At 62.3% G+C, this 15773-nt stretch carries 15 protein-coding genes and 1 pseudogene; 6 read left to right on the top strand and 10 right to left on the bottom strand.

Going from position 1 to position 15773, the window contains the following annotated elements; genetic code table 11:
* Window positions 1-144: 144 nt before the first annotated feature.
* From ACOQFL_RS05335 to ACOQFL_RS05320, 4 genes and pseudogenes are all read left to right on the top strand, one after another.
* Entirely contained in the window at window positions 145-873 is a 729-nt protein-coding gene (locus ACOQFL_RS05335) for a GNAT family N-acetyltransferase (RefSeq protein WP_435543355.1), read from the top strand.
* Between the two features lie 1096 nt (window positions 874-1969).
* On the top strand, window positions 1970-2689 hold the full coding sequence (locus ACOQFL_RS05330) for a hypothetical protein (protein WP_435542964.1): 720 nt from the start codon (window positions 1970-1972) through the stop codon (window positions 2687-2689).
* Window positions 2690-3070 carry a hypothetical protein gene (locus tag ACOQFL_RS05325; RefSeq protein ID WP_435542963.1) on the top strand — a complete coding sequence of 127 codons (381 nt, stop codon included), beginning with the start codon at window positions 2690-2692 and terminating at the stop codon, window positions 3068-3070.
* 118 nt (window positions 3071-3188) lie between these two features.
* Window positions 3189-3341: pseudogene (locus tag ACOQFL_RS05320) on the top strand (GNAT family N-acetyltransferase); the annotation flags it as partial.
* A 270-nt stretch (window positions 3342-3611) separates the two neighbouring features.
* Here the strand turns inward: ACOQFL_RS05320 and ACOQFL_RS05315 are convergent.
* Window positions 3612-4865 (bottom strand): sensor domain-containing diguanylate cyclase, encoded by a 1254-nt coding sequence (locus ACOQFL_RS05315; protein WP_435542962.1) that lies wholly within the window; start codon window positions 4863-4865, stop codon window positions 3612-3614.
* Window positions 4866-5127: 262 nt separating this feature from the next.
* On the opposite strand from ACOQFL_RS05315, the gene ACOQFL_RS05310 reads away from it, so the two are divergent.
* Complete coding sequence (locus ACOQFL_RS05310) at window positions 5128-5505, top strand: hypothetical protein (protein ID WP_435543354.1); 378 nt, start codon at window positions 5128-5130, stop codon at window positions 5503-5505.
* 243 nt (window positions 5506-5748) lie between these two features.
* Here ACOQFL_RS05310 and ACOQFL_RS05305 read toward each other — a convergent pair whose 3' ends face one another.
* From ACOQFL_RS05305 to ACOQFL_RS05285, 5 genes are all read right to left on the bottom strand, one after another.
* Complete coding sequence (locus ACOQFL_RS05305; protein WP_435542961.1) at window positions 5749-7518, bottom strand: acetyl/propionyl/methylcrotonyl-CoA carboxylase subunit alpha; 1770 nt, start codon at window positions 7516-7518, stop codon at window positions 5749-5751.
* Between the two features lie 490 nt (window positions 7519-8008).
* Window positions 8009-8599, bottom strand: a complete 591-nt coding sequence (locus ACOQFL_RS05300; protein ID WP_435542960.1) for an NADPH-dependent FMN reductase — start codon at window positions 8597-8599, stop codon at window positions 8009-8011.
* 230 nt (window positions 8600-8829) lie between these two features.
* Window positions 8830-9153 carry a VOC family protein gene (locus tag ACOQFL_RS05295; RefSeq protein ID WP_435542959.1) on the bottom strand — a complete coding sequence of 108 codons (324 nt, stop codon included), beginning with the start codon at window positions 9151-9153 and terminating at the stop codon, window positions 8830-8832.
* Between the two features lie 170 nt (window positions 9154-9323).
* Entirely contained in the window at window positions 9324-9980 is a 657-nt protein-coding gene (locus ACOQFL_RS05290) for a DsbA family oxidoreductase (RefSeq protein WP_435543353.1), read from the bottom strand.
* A 137-nt stretch (window positions 9981-10117) separates the two neighbouring features.
* A complete protein-coding gene (locus ACOQFL_RS05285) occupies window positions 10118-11638 on the bottom strand; it encodes an MDR family MFS transporter (protein WP_435542958.1) in 1521 nt (506 codons plus the stop codon).
* Between the two features lie 103 nt (window positions 11639-11741).
* Here ACOQFL_RS05285 and ACOQFL_RS05280 point away from each other — a divergent pair, with 103 nt between their 5' ends.
* A complete protein-coding gene (locus tag ACOQFL_RS05280) occupies window positions 11742-12347 on the top strand; it encodes a TetR/AcrR family transcriptional regulator (RefSeq protein ID WP_435542957.1) in 606 nt (201 codons plus the stop codon).
* 461 nt (window positions 12348-12808) lie between these two features.
* Here the strand turns inward: ACOQFL_RS05280 and ACOQFL_RS05275 are convergent, their stop codons facing one another.
* The 4 genes from ACOQFL_RS05275 to ACOQFL_RS05260 form a co-directional block, all read right to left on the bottom strand.
* Window positions 12809-12952: a hypothetical protein gene (locus ACOQFL_RS05275; protein ID WP_435542956.1), complete on the bottom strand. Its 144-nt coding sequence runs from the start codon at window positions 12950-12952 to the stop codon at window positions 12809-12811.
* A gap of 457 nt (window positions 12953-13409) precedes the next feature.
* Window positions 13410-14198 (bottom strand): class I SAM-dependent methyltransferase, encoded by a 789-nt coding sequence (locus ACOQFL_RS05270; protein ID WP_435542955.1) that lies wholly within the window; start codon window positions 14196-14198, stop codon window positions 13410-13412.
* Between the two features lie 31 nt (window positions 14199-14229).
* Window positions 14230-14442: a ferredoxin gene (locus ACOQFL_RS05265; RefSeq protein ID WP_435542954.1), complete on the bottom strand. Its 213-nt coding sequence runs from the start codon at window positions 14440-14442 to the stop codon at window positions 14230-14232.
* Window positions 14443-14455: 13 nt separating this feature from the next.
* Window positions 14456-15691 (bottom strand): cytochrome P450 family protein, encoded by a 1236-nt coding sequence (locus ACOQFL_RS05260; protein WP_435542953.1) that lies wholly within the window; start codon window positions 15689-15691, stop codon window positions 14456-14458.
* Window positions 15692-15773: the final 82 nt, after the last annotated feature.

Below are 15773 nucleotides of genomic sequence, written 5' to 3'. Positions count from 1 at the left end.
CGTCCCCGCTGCGTGTCGAGCTCGTGTAGCGGTTTCCTCCATCAACCGGCACCGGGGCTCCGTAGGAGCGGGGAACGGGCGGTGGGATGCTCCGGGCCGCGGAACCCGCCGCGAACAGCTGCCAGGAAGTGGAGGGAGACCATGATGGTCGATCGCGACGCGGAAGTACTCGACGACCCCGTCGGCGAGTCGTTGCGCGGGCACCACGCGCACCTGGCCCGCCTGGTCGGCCGGGCGGCCACCTACACACCGGAGGTCGCCACCTTCTGCGCGCTGCCCTCCGATCCGGGGTTGGACTCGTGGTCGGAGCTGGCCGAGTTACTCGGCCGCGGTGAACTGGCCGACATGTTCAGCTGCCCGGCGACCCCGCCGCCGGACTGGGAGCCCGTCTTCTCCCTCGAAGGCCTCCAGATGATCCTTTCCGGCGACGGACGAGCCGAGGAGCACGGCGATGCCGCGCGCGCTCCGAGTGTGGTCGAGCTGGGAGCCGACGACGTTCCGGAGATGCTAGACCTCACCGAGCGGACCGCCCCAGGACCGTTCCGGCCCCGCACGCACGAACTGGGCACCTATCTGGGCATCCGCGATAACGGCACGCTGGTCGCGATGGCGGGGGAGCGGCTCCGCCCGACGGGTTGGTCCGAGATCAGTGCCGTGTGCACCGCTCCCGAGGCGCGCGGACAAGGTCACGCGGCCCGGCTGGTGCGCGCGCTGGCAGCGCGTATCGAGTCCCGGGAGGAGCGCCCGTTTCTGCACGTGGCAGCTGCCAACACCGGCGCCCGCGCGCTCTACGAGCGGCTCGGTTTCGTGGTCCGCAAGCAGGTGACTTTTCGTGGGTTCCGGACGCCGGGACGTCTTCTTGGACCAGGCTGACAGCGATCGGCCATGGTGGGGCGGAGTCCGCGAAGTGGCGTGCCACGAGCCGGATCTCGGCCGGTGAGCAATGATCATCTGCTCCGACTGCGTGGTAACGACCGTGCTTCACTGAAGTCTCATTCGCCACGCACAACCGCATCGGAAAAGTTCCGGTGGGGCTGGTTCACGATCACTGACTCGCCGTCCTCGGATGCGCGAGCTTGAACCAATCGAGTCAACGAAGCCGCGTAGAAGACGAACGGGGAGCCGAACAGTAGAAGGAATCCGAGCCCCAGGGCACCTCCGAGCACGCCGCTCGGATGACCGATAATCAGACGTGCGACAAGCGCCCCGAGCACTAGCAAGAGAGCAGACCAGAACATGAGTTGCGTAAGTACGAACAAGGCTGTACGTATCCTTGAGCACTGGTCGCAGAGGGGCCATCCCCGTACATCCACGATCTGGACTTTGCGTGCCTTCTCACCAAGACGACCGGCCATACCGAGGGGATTGGCACTCATGAAGTGATTTCCCTGGGGCTGAGCGCGCGACTGGAGCGCGAAATCCCGACTGCGCGTCGCAGGCCGTCCGTGCCGAACGCAGTACGGCGGTAAGTTGCCAGGGCTCCCCGTAACCTTCGCAGGCAAGACTACTTCTTGGCGCTGGTTCATCTGCTCTCCAACGGCTGCCGAACCGGCAGTATCAATTGGTGTGATATTTTCTAGGATAGTATCAGGTATGTGGCAAGTTGCCAAAAAGCAACATTTCGATTGATGAGCAATGCGTAGAGGTTTATGGGATTTAAAGCAGACCGTGAAAGAATTCAACATTTCGCCGAAAGACTGAATGGCCTGATAGGTGACTCTCAAGCGGCTGAATCTTATGCTGAAAATTGGCTTTCGTTCGGCTATTCTGAAGGTCGTATGTTCGCCACTGCGGTAGAGGCCGCAGAAAACGCCAGGAAAGCATTAGTTGCCAACTATCAGCGGTTGGCCGAAGTTTAGCGTTCTGCTTCCTCCGAGGTTGATAAGGCCGCTCAGTTGTACGAAAAGATGGACCGTGAAGCAGCAGCTCGCCTGGACAACTCCTACAAAGAATCTAACTAAGGAAAATTATGTCGCAGAAACCGGAAGATGAATTAACTGAACCAGAGTCTTCCGATCCAATTCCCGATCTTGCGGAAAATGTTATAGGTGCCAGTCAATATATCAGTGTTGCATACTGGACTGGTAGGGCTCTCGATATGGCGCTCGGGTTTAATGCTGGAGAGTGGGTTTCCGAACAATTCTCAGGTGACTGGCAAGTCGTGCAGCAAGCCGGAATAGCTCTTGGAAATTTGAAAAAATTCAATGCGCAGTTTGCACAGTATATCGACGAATCGACGAAGAATGTAGCTGAGGATTGGGAAGGAGTCGCCGCGGATCAGGCCAGCGCGTATTTCGCTGGCTTATCCAGAGCAGTACGTGAACAGCAAGAAACACTTGATGGGCTAAGTCAGCAGTTCGATCAGATGGCTACGGGGATGTACGAGACAGCAAAGGCCATTAAAGGATTCCTGGACATGCTTCTTGATTATGCGATAGCAATGGGGATTGAACTTGCTGCCGCGGCTTTGAACAGCTGGAATGTGATCGGATCAGTAGCTGCTGGAGCGGCATTTGCCGCGACTTTAACGAAGGCGATGGGAGTAGCTGGCCAGGCGATCCAGGCACATACTGTTGCATGGAACTCCGTTCAAGCCACTGTTGGCGTTATCGCTGGTTATGCCTCATCTCTTGAGGGGATCGAGCAGCACGTCCTTCCTGAAAGCAATTATGATCATCCTGGAGTGTGAATGTCAGATCAAGATCGAGAGCCAATGATGGATGCATCTCGCGGTGATGTCGGGTTATCTCGACACCTGAGGAATTCATTAAGGATTATCCGCGATAAAACTGACGATGAAGAATTCAGAAAACTGGCAGATGACGTAATCGCGGGAAAGCGGGGCCTTCGGGAGGCAAGTCAATCCGCCTCGTTTTCCAGGGTGTTGGATTATCAAGTAGAAAAAGCATCAACGGAAATGGCAGAAATGAGTGACGAAGAGCGTGAGGAGCTCGCGCTTTCAGGTGAGCAGCAATTAGCAGATTTGGGGATGGATTATTCGAGGGGAACTTGCTCCAGTGTTGAGGATCTGGAAGATACTGATTACAGCAATAAGACATGGTTGCATTAGCCGGATACGGATAACTTTCATGTCTGTCTGAACCTGTTCGCTCCTATCCTGTTAAGAGGTGGGCGCGGTGGGCGAAATTTAATGTTGCAACGCCGCGCCACCTGAGTCAGTGATTGAACGTATCGAGTCCCGGGAGGAGCGCCCGTTTCTGCACGTGGCAGCTGCCAACACCGGCGCCCGCGCGCTCTACGAACGGCTCGGTTTCGTGGTCCGCAAGCAGGTGACTTTTCGTGGGTTCCGGACGCCGGGACGTCTTCTTGGACCAGGCTGACAGCGATCGGCCATGGTGGGGCGGAGTCCGCGAAGTGGCGTGCCACGAGCCGGATCTCGGCCGGTGAGCAATGATCATCTGCTCCGACTGCGTGGTAACGACCGTGCTTCACTGAAGTCTCATTCGCCACGCACAACCGCATCGGAAAAGTTCCGGTGAGGGGAATGAGCGCACGAATCGTCACCGAGCTCGGATTTCGGTGTTTCGCCCGGCAGGGCTCGTTAATAGCGATCTCTTCTCAGGATTCGGAGCTGCCCCGGAGTCACCGTGCTACTCGGGAATGTTGTGCTTGCGTATGTACATGTCTTGATCGGCTTCGTTTTTCAGGTCGCTGTAGGAGATCGAGGGATCGCGAGTGGTGGACATTCCTACGCTGGCTGTGACTCGGATGCGCCCGCCGGCTATGCTGGTCGCGGTATTGAGCCGTTGCTCGACCCTGGCGCGCAGCTTGATGGCCTCCGCCTGGTTGACCAGATAGGCGAGCACGACGAATTCGTCTCCTCCGATGCGGGCCACGGTATCGCCGGAGCGTACGACATTCGACAGTTCGCGAGCCGTGGATCTCAGGATCTCGTCACCGGCGTCGTGGCCGTACTGGTCGTTGACCTCTTTGAACCCGTCGAGGTCGACCAGCAGCACGAGGAGCACGCCGCCCGCCTTCGACAACGTGCAGAGTTCCTGCTGGAATCGGTCGCCGAGCAGGGAACGGTTGGCCACGTCGGTCAGCGGATCGTGTAGTGCCATGCGGGTCAGCTCGGCCAGACGCTCTTCACTGAGCTGCGTGTCGTCGCCGATCGGCTCGTACTGGCCGACGATATATGCAGGCAGATCATCGAGGCCTCGAACAAGCCCCAACCTGCCCAGCACCCACAGGGTATGACCATCTCGGTGCCTCAGGCGAATCTCGATCGTGCTCGTGTCGATATTTCCTTCTCGGAACTCGGTTTGCAGGGCGTCGATTCGTGCCTGATCCCCGTCATAGATCAAACTGGTGAACGGTTGTCCCAGTAGTTCCCGTCTGGGCAGACCGACCAGCTCGCAGAACTTGCCGTTGGCCTCGGTCAACCGGTCCTCCAGGTCCGTCGACGCCACGCCCACCGGTGTGTTGACCAGCGTCTGCTGCCACAGTCGTTCCGACTCTCGACGGGCGGTGATGTCGTGAAACTGGGAGACGATCATCTCGGGGGAGCCGTCCGGTGCCCTGATCAGCGAACTGTTGACGAGTACGAGGACCGTGCGGCCGTCGGAGCGGAGTAGCCGCTTCTCCGAGGAGAAGCCGTTGATTTCCTCCCGTATGAGGCTGTTGATCGTTTCACGTTCCATCGTGTAGTCACCCGGGTACGTGACTTCCGCGGGTGACAGGTGGAGGAGCGTCTCGCGGTCGTAGCCGAGGAGATCGCACAGCGCGGGGTTCACGTCCAGGTGACGGCCCGACAGGTCGACAAGCGCGATCGGAGCTGTGGCCTGATTCCACAGGGCTTCCCACAGCAGATGTTCCTTCGCTCGCCATGCCCTGACCTCCACAGCGTCCACGCTAACCCCCAGGGGCCGGATTCACCGCTCGGAAGTGCCGGGCGGGACGGGAGCGATGAATACCGTGCGCTGTAGTGCAAAACGCGCGTGCCAGTTCCCCGCACTACTTGCCGGATATCCCTCGCGGGTAGCCGTCTCGGGCACGGCCGCGCTCTCGTTCCGTCCGGCCCCGGGGAAAGGTCTACAAGCACGTCCTCGGCTGTCAAGTAGCGGGCATCTCCCGGGGCGCCGGGGTAGGATGAGATTCGTGAGCATGCCGGAGCATCCGCTGGAATCGATCTACAACGCGCGGACAGAACTCGAAAACGCCGCGCAAGGCCAGCGCCATACCAGTCTCGACGAGATGGACTGGACCGCTTACGGCTCGGCGCTGGTGGGGACACTGGCTGCGATGGCCGCGTTCGCGGGCGAGTTGGTCACCCAGATCGACGAGAACGACCGCGAACGCCTCTACCGTCATGCACTTCAAGATCACCCGCACGAGGCACTCGACCGGGCCGTCGAACATCTCAGCAATCTGCGGCAGGTCCTGAATCAGGCCTCCGAGCAGGCCCAGGGGTACTGGTCGGAGGTGCAACACATTCAGGAAACGACCTCATATTCTCAGGACGAAACCGGCGAATCCCGGTAACTCGGGGCAGTCGCTGCTCGTTGCCGGAGGACCTGGACTCCTGCTCGAACGGTGAGTGCGGCACGTGGCAGGACGCGGGGCAGGGGAACAGGCAGGCGACTCCGCCGGGCACGGTCGTGACCTGCCCGGCAAAGGGCCTGATGAATCCATCGCGAGGGTCCCTGATCAAGCCTTTCCGAGCTGTTGCGCTCACCCTGCAACAGCCTCGAAGCTCCCAGCGTTCGGCGGTTACGGGCCGGTACCTCAGTCCTCGATCCGACAAAGAACCGTCCCGGCCGAGACTCCCGTTCCGCTTTCGAGGTCGATGTTTTTGACCACACCGCTTCGATGCGCGCTGATGGGTTGCTCCATCTTCATCGCCTCCACGACGACAACGAGCTCTCCTGCCTCGACCCGCTGGTTCTCCGTAACGGCGACCTTGGCGACGGTCCCCTGCATGGGTGCGGTCAGTTCTTCTGCCGACAAGGCTGTCGAACCGCTCGTACCCGCGACACGTCTGGTCTTTCTCGACTCCACACCGTTGTTCCGGCCGGTGGTTGTCAGGGAAGCGGGCAGTGATATCTCCAAGCGTCTCCCGTCGACCTCGGCGACCACCGTCCGACGGTGTTCGAGGGGATCGCCCTCCGCCTCGGCACCTCCCTCATAGGCCGCGATCGTGTTGTCGAATTCCGTTTCGATCCAACGCGTGTGCACATCGAACCGAGCTCCGGAGCCGTGCAATTCCGGAGCGAAAGCTGATTCCAGGATCACCTTGCGGTGGAACGGAAGTACCGTGGCCATGCCCGTGATCCGGAACTCCTCCAGCGCGCGATTCGCCCGTTGCAGGGCCGCTTCGCGACTCGGACCCGTCACGATCAGTTTGCCCAGCAAGGAGTCCCACGCCGGGCCGATAACGCTTCCTTCCCCCACGCCGGTGTCCAGCCGCACCCCCGGCCCGGCCGGCACGGCGAATTCGTTCACCGTTCCCGGGGCCGGGAGAAAATCTCGCCCCGCGTCCTCGCCGTTGATTCGGAACTCGAAGGAATGGCCGCGTGCCGGAGGGTCTTCGTAGTCCAACTCGCCGCCGTCGGCTATGCGGAACATCTCACGGACGAGGTCGATCCCCGCCACTTCCTCGGTCACCGGATGTTCGACCTGTAATCGGGTGTTGACCTCCAGAAAGGAAATGGTGCCGTCCTGACCGACCAGGAACTCGCACGTGCCCGCTCCGACGTAACCCGCCTTCCGCAGGATCGCCTTCGAAGCGCGATACAGCTCCTCGTGCTGCGCTCGGCTCAGGAAGGGCGCGGGGGCTTCCTCCACGAGTTTCTGGTGTCGACGCTGCAGTGAGCAGTCACGGGTGGAAACCACCACCACGTTGCCGTATTCGTCCGCCAGACACTGGGTCTCCACATGTCTCGGCCGGTCCAGGTAGCGTTCCACGAAGCACTCACCGCGGCCGAAAGCGGTTACGGCCTCGCGTACTGCCGAGTCGTGAAGTTCGGGAATCTCCTCCAGGCTGCGTGCCACCTTCAACCCACGCCCCCCTCCACCGTGGGCGGCCTTGATTGCGATCGGTAGACCGTGTTCCTCGGCGAAGGCCACGACCTCCGCTGTGTCGGTGACCGGATCGGCCGTGCCTGCCACCAGCGGTGCTTCGACCTGCTGCGCGATGTGACGCGCGGCCACCTTGTCCCCCAGGGCTCGAATGGCCCCGGGGGAGGGGCCGATCCAGGTAACCCCCGCGTCGATGATCCTCTCGGCGAACTCCGGACTCTCGGAGAGGAACCCGTAACCGGGATGTACGGCATCCGCACCGGAGTCCTTGACCGCTTTGAGTACTTTGTCCATGTCGAGGTAGCTCTCGGCCGGGGAGTTGCCCCCCAACGCGTGCGCCTCCTCCGATAGCCGAACGTGCATGGCAGCACGGTCCGGTTCCGCGTAAATGGCAACGCTGGCCAGGCCCGCGTCCCGACATGCACGGGCCACTCTTACAGCGATCTCGCCCCGATTGGCTATCAGTACCTTGTGCACCTTGATACTTCCTTCCGTGCTGGATGACGACGAACCGACGAGCGGCGTCGGAACGACCGGCCGAGTTGCACCCCACAGCGTCACGAACCCATCTCGCCGAGAAGGCGTGGGATACGCAAGGAACTCGCATTCATCCCCGTGGTCAACCGTGTGCCGATTGCACGAAGCACGAGTTGGGAGTACGAAAAATACTCAGCTCCGTGTCGAGGTGTCGGTCGGTGGCCGTGCGCGGCTGAGCAAGAGGAAATCCGCATCGTGGTGACAGGCACTCCGCCATGATCACGTCAAGGGGTCGGTAATGCTCCGATCTCCGAACGGCCCGCTGCCCGACGAACGCAGTCGAATTCGTTCGTCTCGTACGGTGCAGGCGCGGCGAACCGGTTCGAAGTCATCCGACGCCGCGGAATCCCCTTAAACGAAATGAGAAACCAATTGCAAATTCGACGCAGCTGAATCCGGGAGCTGGGAAACATGCGGCGGCACCCCGTGCTCAGGAGACGTAGGGTACCTCCGTCCGCGCCCGTCGCAGCGCTTGTCCCCACCACACCAGCTGATCCAGCAGCACCTTGGCCGCTTCCTCGCTGCCCTCGGGGGCCACCGGAACATCACCCTCCCCGAACTTGCCCCAGGGATTGTGGAAGCTGAGCATGTCCCGCACCGTCACGGCGTGCAACTCGGCGAAGATCTGCCGCAGGTGCTCGGCCGCGCGCAGGCCACCGCCCATACCGCCGTAAGAGATGAGTCCGACCGGCTTGGCCTTCCATTCCTGGAGGAACCAGTCGATGGTGTTCGACAGTGCCGGCGAAGTGGTGTGGTTGTACTCCGGCGTGACCACCGCGTAGGCGTCTGCGTCGGAAATCTTGGCCTGCAGTTGCCGGTGCAGCGTCTTCGTCTCCGCGTCGAGGTTGTCCGCCGACGGCATGTTCAGGGGAAGCGGGTAGTCCAACAGATCGATCAACTCGACTTCGATGCCCCCGTGTCGTTCGGCCTGTTCGACGAACCAGTTCGCCACGGTCGGCCCGAAGCGGCCGTCACGCACGCTTCCGATGATGACCGCGATCTTGGTGATGTTCTCCGTCATTTCTTCTCCCTCGTGAATCGACATTGTCCTACCTTCGCTCGTTACGAGCACGATCCGGAGGACACGTCGAGTGTCTCCAAAAAATGGCGAGTGGTGCAACGGTCTTGACACAGAGTTGTACTCGTGTGTCTTCTCGGGTCCGTTTCGGCGCTCTGTCCGAAGTGTCCTCTACGGGGCGGACCCGGAGCCCGAGCATTGATCGGGCGGTATTGCTCACCCGAATCGGCGAACTATGCGTCGACGAAGATAATCCTGTTCCCCTCGGGATCCTGCGCGGAGAATCGTTGGCCGTCCTTGTGGGGGACTGGTTCCGTGGGCGCCAGATCGGCGAGCGCGTTGTGTGCGTTCGAGATGTCGACGTTTGTGAACGCCATGCTCACGGGGTGTCGCACACCGTGCGACTCGACCACCAGTTCTCCGCCGTTCCCGGTGTCGAAGACGGTGTGGTTCTCTCCCTGGTCCAGGACTTTCAGATTGAGGCGGTCCCGGTAGAAGCGGGTCATTTCGTCGACGTCGTCGCAGTCGATAACGGTGACGGTGAGGTTGCCGAACACTGCTTCATTCCTTTCGTCGTGACCGTGATCCGGTCAGGTACGTACGATGTTGCTGGGTTGAGCGCTACCGGCTGCGCCGTTGGTACTCGGTCGGCGTCTCCCGGCGGTGGCTCGGGTGCGCTTCGTCTCGTGATCCGTTTCCTCGGGACGGAGCGCGGAAAAATACGAGATCAACTCGGATTCGAATGTTCGTCTCTCGCGGCGTCCAGGGCGGCGTCCAGGGCGGCGTCCAGGGATTCTTCCGACTGGAGACCTGTGAGCGATTTACCGCCTTCGACGATGAACCGTGGTACGGCTTTAGTGTTTTCCCTCGTCCGGATGAGTTCGTCCTGTAGTCTTGCTGCGCCTTCCTCGCTCCACGTGACTCCGGATTCGGCGGCCAGCGAGCTGAGCGTGTCCCGGTCGGCGATATTGTGGCCTTCGACGAAATAGGCGCGGAACAGGCGTTCGGTGACCGCTTCGCCCATCCCCTGTTCGGCGGCTACCGCGATGAGGCGGTGTGCCTCGAAGGTGTTGGTGAACACCGTCCGATTGAAGTGAATCGGGATCCCTTCCGCGGCGGCGAACCGTGTCAGCTGCTGTTCCTTTTGTTCCGCCTCGGCTCCGAAGTCGCGCTGGTGAGCCGTCATCAGCCACTCGCCCTGGGGAGATGCCTCGGGGGCCACTTGGAAGGGGTGGAAGGTCACCTCCAGCGACTCCCCGGCGTTTCGTCGGCTTGCGGCGACCCTACTGAAACGTGTGTACCCGAGGTAGGACCAAACGCAGGCGATGTCGAGGACGATGCCGATCCTGTGTGGATCGTTGGCTTTCCGTTCGGTTCTTTCCATCATGGTGGTTTCCCGCGCTCGTTTTGGTCCGGCTGCGTTGCTCTCGTTGAGGATGTGTTGCGGCAGGTCGGTTGTTTTCGGCGTGGCGGAGGCCGTTCCCCCTCCGGGAGCGCTCGTGAACCCGGTGCCGTGGTGGATCAGCTCGAGGGCGTGGTCTTGCCCTCGAGTTCCGCCTTCGGTGCCTGCTCCGCGGGAGCGGAACTGGCCAGGGGCTTTTCCGGCAGTATCAGTGCGACGATGACTCCGATCGCCATCACCGGCGTCAGCATCAGGAAGATGTCGCCGAAGGCGGAGGCGATCTCAGTACGGGCCGCGGTGGCTGCGGCACCGCTTTCCATACCGTGCGCGAGTTCGGACAGTTGGGGACCGGTACGTGCCGTCAGCAGGCCCCCCAGGATTCCGATGGCCAATGTGGAGCCGATCTGGCGGAAGAAGGTGCTCGCCGCCGTGGCGGAACCGAGGTCGGATTTACCAACGGCGTTTTGCAGTACGAGCACGGCAGGCTGCATGGTCAGTCCCAGCCCCACGCCCATCAGTATCAGGGCCACGGTGAACAATGCGGCAGGGGTGTTGATGTCGAGGGTTGCGAGCAGGACAGAGCCGGCTGTGGTGGCCAGGGTGCCGAGCAGTATGAACGGGCGGTAGCGTCCGAACCAGGTGATGAGCGAGCCGCCGAGCAGGTTGCTGACCAGCACGGCCGCTGTCAGTGGGAGCAGTTGCGCACCGGACATCGCCGCCGACTGGTTCTGCACCGTCTGGGCATACATCGGCGCGTAGGTGACGACGGTGAGCATGGTGGCCCCTGCGAGGAAGGACAGCGTGATCGCACCCGCGATGATGGGTGAGCGCAACACTCGCAGCGGCAGGATCGGATCACTGTGACGGTTTTGCCAAGGCAGGTATGCCATCACGGCGGCACCGGCGATGATCAGTAGTACGAGCCTGGATGAACCGGAAGCCAGCGCCGAATCCTGACTCAGCGCCAACAGCAGCGCCGCGCTGGCCGCTGCCAGCAGAGTCGCGCCGACGAGGTCGAGACGGCGAGACCGCTGCACCGGAGCAACGGAACTCAGGTGACGCATCACCAGCACCAGCGCCGGTAACGCCAGCGGCAGGTTGATCCAGAAAGCCGCACGCCATCCCAGGGTTGCCGTGAACACGCCGCCTACCAGCGGTCCGACGATGTTGGCGCCTGCCAGTATCGCCCCCTGCCGTCCGTGGAAGCGTCCGCGGATCTCCACGGGGAACAGTTCCCCGACGATCGTCGGGGTCAGCGCCATCAGACCTCCGGTGCCGATTCCCTGCAGGGCGCGGGCGGTGAGCATGATCGGCATGTTGGGGGCCACGGCTACAGCCACGGATCCGATGAGGAAAACGGTCGTGGCCAGCACGTACAGTCGCCTCTTGCCGGTCAGGTCGGCTGCCTTGCCCCACAGCGGAACGGACACCGCCGTGGTCAGCAGATAGGAGGTCACCACCCATGTCAGCAGGGAAGCACCCCCCAGGTCGGCCAGAATCGAGGGTAGGACCGTGGCCACGACCGTGCTGTCGATCCCGGCGAGGAAAACCACCACCATCATCCCGGAGAACGCGGCCACCGCGCCCCGCGGCGGGGTGGGCAGGGCTTCCTGTCCGCCCCCTGTGCTCGTCGTTCTCATGCTTCGACCCCTCCTCGTAACGTGACCACTTATGCAACAGTTGTGTACTATAAACGAGGCGGGGAAACTATGCAACAGTTCTGTCCTATAGGTGGGAGGACGTGTGAACCGAAGTGATCCACGCGCCATCCGCACTCGTAATCGGGTGCTCGAGGCGACCGTGAACCTGCTGGCCGAACGTGGAGTCGAGTCCACGACGATGGATGCCGTCGCGGCAGCGGCGGGTATCTCGCGCAGTACGCTGTACCGGCACTGGCCGGAGCGAGTCCCGCTGCTCGTCGACGCTATCGAGCACCTGGGTGCTCGACTGCGGCGTGAGGACTCCGAGGATCTGCCGGAGGACGAGTCCTTCGACGAGAAGCTGCAACGCCTGATCGGATCACTGGGGGCGGGCCTCAGGTCCTCCGAGTGGGGACCGATCGCCGGTAGCCTGGCTGTGGCCGCCGAATATGATCAAGCCCTGGCTGCGGCCTATCGGGATTACATCTCCATCCGGCGACAGAGCGTGGTCGACCTGCTCACCGAAGCACAGCAGGGGGGTGAGCTACCGGACTCGCTCGACCTGGAGTGGGCGGTCAGCCTCCTGGCCGGTCCGCTGTATTATCACCGGCTCGTCCTGCACCAGCCACTTCGGGAGGAGCAGGTCACCGAACACGTGCGCCGAACGCTGACCCTGATCCGTTCGAGCGAAGCGGCCACCATGTGCTGACGCCTTCGGCGAGCGCGGCCGGAGGGCCTCCGGCCGCACACCGCCCAGGTTGCCGGTCGCCTCTCCCCGCGCCGTTCCCGCGGTAGCGGAAGACGGATGGTTCCCGCACTGTGCCCGGGAACCGATGTGCTCGGTTATCGGGGCGCAGCCGGCACGCCGAAACGTGGTCGGGTCGAACGTGTTAGCTCGGAACTCGTCCTCCGGTGGGCTCACGAGCCCCGGTACTGCTCGCCACGTGCGCGGGACGGGCGGTGTCGTGACGAGCAGTACCGGGTTCGAGCGGGACGCCCGGGGTGCCACGCCCCTTCGCCCCGTCAGTTCTCACGCCACTGATTCGTGGGCGGTTCATCGCTGAAACGTGACCGCGTCGACTCTTTTCCCGCATCCCTCAAAGCACGGAAGAACTCACGGTCGGCTGCCGGAGGAATGTGCGTCGATGCGGCGGAACTGTGGTGCCGCATTCAGTCGTAACCGCGAATCACGTTCGGTTCGTCGGCATCGGGATGTTCCGGTGGAAACCACGGGAATCCGTTGAACTCGGTCGACTCCGTGTCCGTGGCGACGTGAGCGCAATGCTGTTCGACCTGCTGAATGGATGTCTCCACGATTACCTCCTCGAGTGGTGGCCCGTCTCGACGAACTCGTCGAACCGGAGTGCCGGTTCGACGAGAGCGACGAAGAGTGGAACCGATGAATCACCGGGGGCACATGACGCGGGGACCGCTCTGCTTCTGCCCGGTGAAGCAACGTGCTGTCCGCCGAACCCCCGCGCTGGTACGGAGCGCCGGGATCCGGTGCGCTACGGCTCCCAGCACCCGAGCTGAGGCCACTTCACGGCCCTCGTGAACACCACTTTTCGGCAGCGGAGAAAATTCCGCCGGGTGTATTCGTGATGCTCGGCGTGGCCAACGGTCACAGCCGTGGCGCACCGAGGCGCCGCTGGCCGTGCTTCAGCGGCTCGTCTCCGCATGTCCGTGTCGAGGTGTCCGTGCCGTAAGACGGTCCGAGGGTGCACAGCGGTGTGCAACCACTGTGGTGCGTAGCACCAGCGGCATCACCTGTCTAGCGGCTGTGCCGTTCCGCCACGGGTCGTTGCCCCCATGCGGAGAACTGCAGTGTCGTCACATCGCGTGCTTCGGGACGATCGAGTCCGTCCAGGAACGCCTCGATGTCCTCAGCCGCGACCAGGCCGTTGTCCACCAATGATTGCCCCTGCAGTTCCATGCGGGCTCGCATCAACTCGTTCTCCTCACGACCCTGGCCCGGGCCGAGCGGACGCACAGCGACATCAACCGATTCCAGCCCCACTCTTGAGAGTGTCGCGGGTAGCCTGCGTGCCTGACGCCAGTCGACGCCACCCGCCATGGCGGCCTTGATGTAACCATCGATGACCCTGCTGCCCACAGGAGTGGTCGCATCCTCGCTGGGCATGAAGTAGAAGTCCTCGGCCACCAGCCAACCGCCGGGCGACAGCCACTCCGCCGCACGGGTGAGGAGATCCACCGGGTCGTCCAACTCCGACAGCACGGCACGGATCAACACGAGTTCGAACGACTCGGCGGAGAACTCCGTGGTGGTGATGTCGGCCTCCCGCACCGTCAGGGTGGATGCTTCGGAAGTTTCCAGCCGACTGGTGTCGACGTCCATGGCGAGTACCGACCCGCGTGGGGTTCGCTCTGCCAGCCAGCGGGACATGGAACCGAGCCCGGCACCCACGTCGAGGCAACGCCAGTCCGGCCCGATCGGCAGGTTCTCGATGATCCGCCGGGTGGGTGGGTCGTAGTTTCGTTCCCACAACTTCCCGATTATCGTTCCGGAGTCCTGTTCCGGATGGGTTGCTCGATTGGTCATGGAAAACTCCTTCATCTGATCGTGATGCCGGTCAGTCCTGTTCGGAAACGGTCACGCTTATAGCCCCCGTGGGGCAACAATCCGCGATATCCTGCAGCAAGAGGATTTTTTCCTCGTGCGTGACGTTTCGCTGAGAATTCTCCGAGTATCCTTCCTCGTCGATTCTGAAGAGTTCCGGTCCCATTGCCTCGCACAGTCCTGCACCTTGGCAGAGATTCCGGTCGACTCGCGCGGTTGCACGCATGGTTTTCCTCCTGTCAGAGACGAACTGAGCTCCCGCTGGAAACCGGAAGTCGCACCAGCCGTCGCATGGCCCAGTTCTCGATATAGCCGACCTCCTCCCGGGGGATGTCACGGGTGAGATCCGGAAACCGCCGAAACAGAGCGGGTATGGCGATCTCGCCCTCCAGCCGGGCCAGTGCTGCCCCCAGGCAGTTGTGCAGCCCGTGCCCGAAACCGACGTGGCGCGACTCGTTGCGGGTGATGTCCAACTGGTCCGGTGCGGTGAACCGATCAGGGTCCCGGTTTGCCGACAGCAGTACCGCGATAACCGGTGAGCCCGCGGGCAGGACAGTTCCCGCCAGCTCCAGCTCCTCGGTCGTCACGCGGAACAGGGCGGTGCTGAGCGCGCCCTCGTAGCGCAGTAGCTCTTCGACAGCCGAGCTGGTGTACTCCGGCGAGGAGAGCATCAACCCGCACTGTTCCGGATGGTCCAGCAGTGCGAGTACGGCATTGCCCACGAACGCACGTACCGTGTCGCTTCCGGCCATGATCATCGCGGCTACCATGGCGACCAGTTCCTCGTGGTCCAGTCGGTCACCGTCCTCGCTGGCGTGCACCAGTGCTGAGGTCAGGTCATCGGTGGGATCGCGGCGTTTCTCCGCGACGAGCTCCTCGGCGTACTCACAGATCCGCCTGAATCCTTCGGGAACCTGATCCATGAGCCCCGGATCGGACGGGAACGCCTGACCGATGGCCTCGACCAGTTCACGGTGCCGTTCGATGCGGAATCCGAGGATCTCCCCCAGCACATCGGAAGAGACGACACCGGCGTAATCATCCATCACGTCGAAGGAACCACGCCGCGCGCAATCGTCCAGGGCGTTCTCGACAATGCGCTGAACGGTCTCCCGCCAATGGGCGATACGACGGGTTGTGAAGGTACTCATGGCCAGCCGCCGCAGCCTGGTGTGCGCAGGCGGATCCACCACTGTGACCGCTCGCTCCAGCACACTGCCGGAACCGCTGACCAGCCCGGCTTCGCGGAACTCGGCGTTTCCCCACGTCCCGCCCTCGGAGCTGAACCGTGGGTCCGCCAGCACCGTTCTTACGTCGTCGTAGCGTGTGACCATCCAGGTGCGGACATTGCCCACCGGAAAATCGAACTCGTGCACCGGAGAGTTGGTTCGCAGCCATTCAAGAGTGGGGTAGGGATTCTGGTAGTAATCCTTGGTGAACAACTCGGCTGGTGGGGAATTTTCGATCGACGTCATATTTGTTTCACACTTTCGTGTTTTGTGATGAGTTCGTCCGGGACCGCGTCCGATTGCGCTCGTGCCGACGTTGCTGATGTTG

The organism is Actinopolyspora sabaoui (assembly GCF_051225635.1).
Classification (GTDB): Bacteria; Actinomycetota; Actinomycetes; order Mycobacteriales; family Pseudonocardiaceae; genus Actinopolyspora.
This window is presented reverse-complemented; position numbering and strand designations above follow the sequence as displayed.

Coding starts and splice junctions, on each gene's coding strand:
- ACOQFL_RS05265 (WP_435542954.1), bottom strand. CDS start 14,442: ATGCGTGCAACCGCGCGAGTCGACCGGAATCTCTGCCAAGGTGCAGGA.
- ACOQFL_RS05260 (WP_435542953.1), bottom strand. CDS start 15,691: ATGACGTCGATCGAAAATTCCCCACCAGCCGAGTTGTTCACCAAGGAT.
- ACOQFL_RS05285 (WP_435542958.1), bottom strand. CDS start 11,638: ATGAGAACGACGAGCACAGGGGGCGGACAGGAAGCCCTGCCCACCCCG.
- ACOQFL_RS05310 (WP_435543354.1), top strand. CDS start 5,128: ATGCCGGAGCATCCGCTGGAATCGATCTACAACGCGCGGACAGAACTC.
- ACOQFL_RS05325 (WP_435542963.1), top strand. CDS start 2,690: ATGTCAGATCAAGATCGAGAGCCAATGATGGATGCATCTCGCGGTGAT.
- ACOQFL_RS05290 (WP_435543353.1), bottom strand. CDS start 9,980: ATGGAAAGAACCGAACGGAAAGCCAACGATCCACACAGGATCGGCATC.
- ACOQFL_RS05300 (WP_435542960.1), bottom strand. CDS start 8,599: ATGACGGAGAACATCACCAAGATCGCGGTCATCATCGGAAGCGTGCGT.
- ACOQFL_RS05335 (WP_435543355.1), top strand. CDS start 145: ATGGTCGATCGCGACGCGGAAGTACTCGACGACCCCGTCGGCGAGTCG.
- ACOQFL_RS05330 (WP_435542964.1), top strand. CDS start 1,970: ATGTCGCAGAAACCGGAAGATGAATTAACTGAACCAGAGTCTTCCGAT.
- ACOQFL_RS05270 (WP_435542955.1), bottom strand. CDS start 14,198: ATGACCAATCGAGCAACCCATCCGGAACAGGACTCCGGAACGATAATC.